This window comes from Klebsiella sp. 4_1_44FAA (genome assembly GCF_000238715.1).
Taxonomy (GTDB): domain Bacteria; phylum Pseudomonadota; class Gammaproteobacteria; order Enterobacterales; family Enterobacteriaceae; genus Klebsiella; species Klebsiella pneumoniae.
In genome coordinates, this window is the sequence record NZ_JH414845.1 from 1 (window position 1) to 970 (window position 970).

Sequence of the window (970 nt, forward strand, 5' to 3'; positions counted from 1 at the left end):
CACCAGATGCGCGATTTCACCCGGGTGAACGTTTGAAACTGACATTAACCGACTTTGCGCGCTTGCTGACACTGGTGTAATCCGGGCAGCGCAACGGAACATTCATCAGTGTAAAAATGGAATCAATAAAACCCTGTGCAGCCCGCAGGGTCAACCTGAACACGCGTTTAATGACCAGCACAGTCGTGATGGCAAGGTCAGAATAGCGCTGAGGTCTGCCTCGTGAAGAAGGTGTTGCTGACTCATACCAGGCCTGAATAGCTTCATCATCCAGCCAGAAAGTTATGGAGCCACGGTTGATGAGGGCTTTATTGTAGGTGGGCCAGTTGGTGATTTTGAACTTTTGCTTTGCCACGGAACGGTCTGCGTTGTCGGGAAGATACGTGATCTGATCCTTCAACTCAGCAAAAGTTCGATTTATTCAACAAAGCCGCCGGACAGTACAAGCAGCAGGTGTGGCTGAATGAATTTCCCTGGCTTTTACTGTAGGAGAACAGGCTGTAGTGGGCGAAGTGATTGTTAAAAGCCATGCTTGATTTATCACCTCGAACATTTTGCCTTATAGCGCAGCATTCACGTGCATGAAAGGAATGACGGTCATAGTGTTGATGTGAGAAGAGGTAGCTATCAAAGATGACGTTATTGAGTACGACATTGCATTTAACATAATATACATTATGCGCACTCATATTGTAATGGCTCAATAGTAATGTCCGTCTCTGACCAAATATAGACATGTCCGCGCTACAGTCTCACCACAGCGATCACTGCTTTCAAAGGATGAGACTCATGACGGCATACGGAACGGAGTTTTTCTCAATGAGAGATGTAAACCGACTCAGGATCCTTCAGGATGTCATCGACCGCAACCTGCGTCCTGGTCTGGCAGCCGAAATGCTCGGTATCACGCCGCGCCATTGCAGCCGTCTGCTGAAACGTTATCGTCAGTCCGGGCACTGGGCATGAATGG

3 pseudogenes are annotated in these 970 nt (G+C 48.2%); 1 reads left to right on the plus strand and 2 read right to left on the minus strand.

What is annotated here, in order from left to right:
• Positions 1-400: pseudogene (locus tag HMPREF1024_RS0127955) on the minus strand (transposase); the annotation flags it as partial.
• 25 nt (positions 401-425) lie between these two features.
• Positions 426-530, minus strand: a pseudogene (locus HMPREF1024_RS31930) (hypothetical protein); the annotation flags it as partial.
• 259 nt (positions 531-789) lie between these two features.
• Between HMPREF1024_RS31930 and HMPREF1024_RS00085 the strand changes: the two are divergent.
• Positions 790-970, plus strand: a pseudogene (locus HMPREF1024_RS00085) (helix-turn-helix domain-containing protein); the annotation flags it as partial.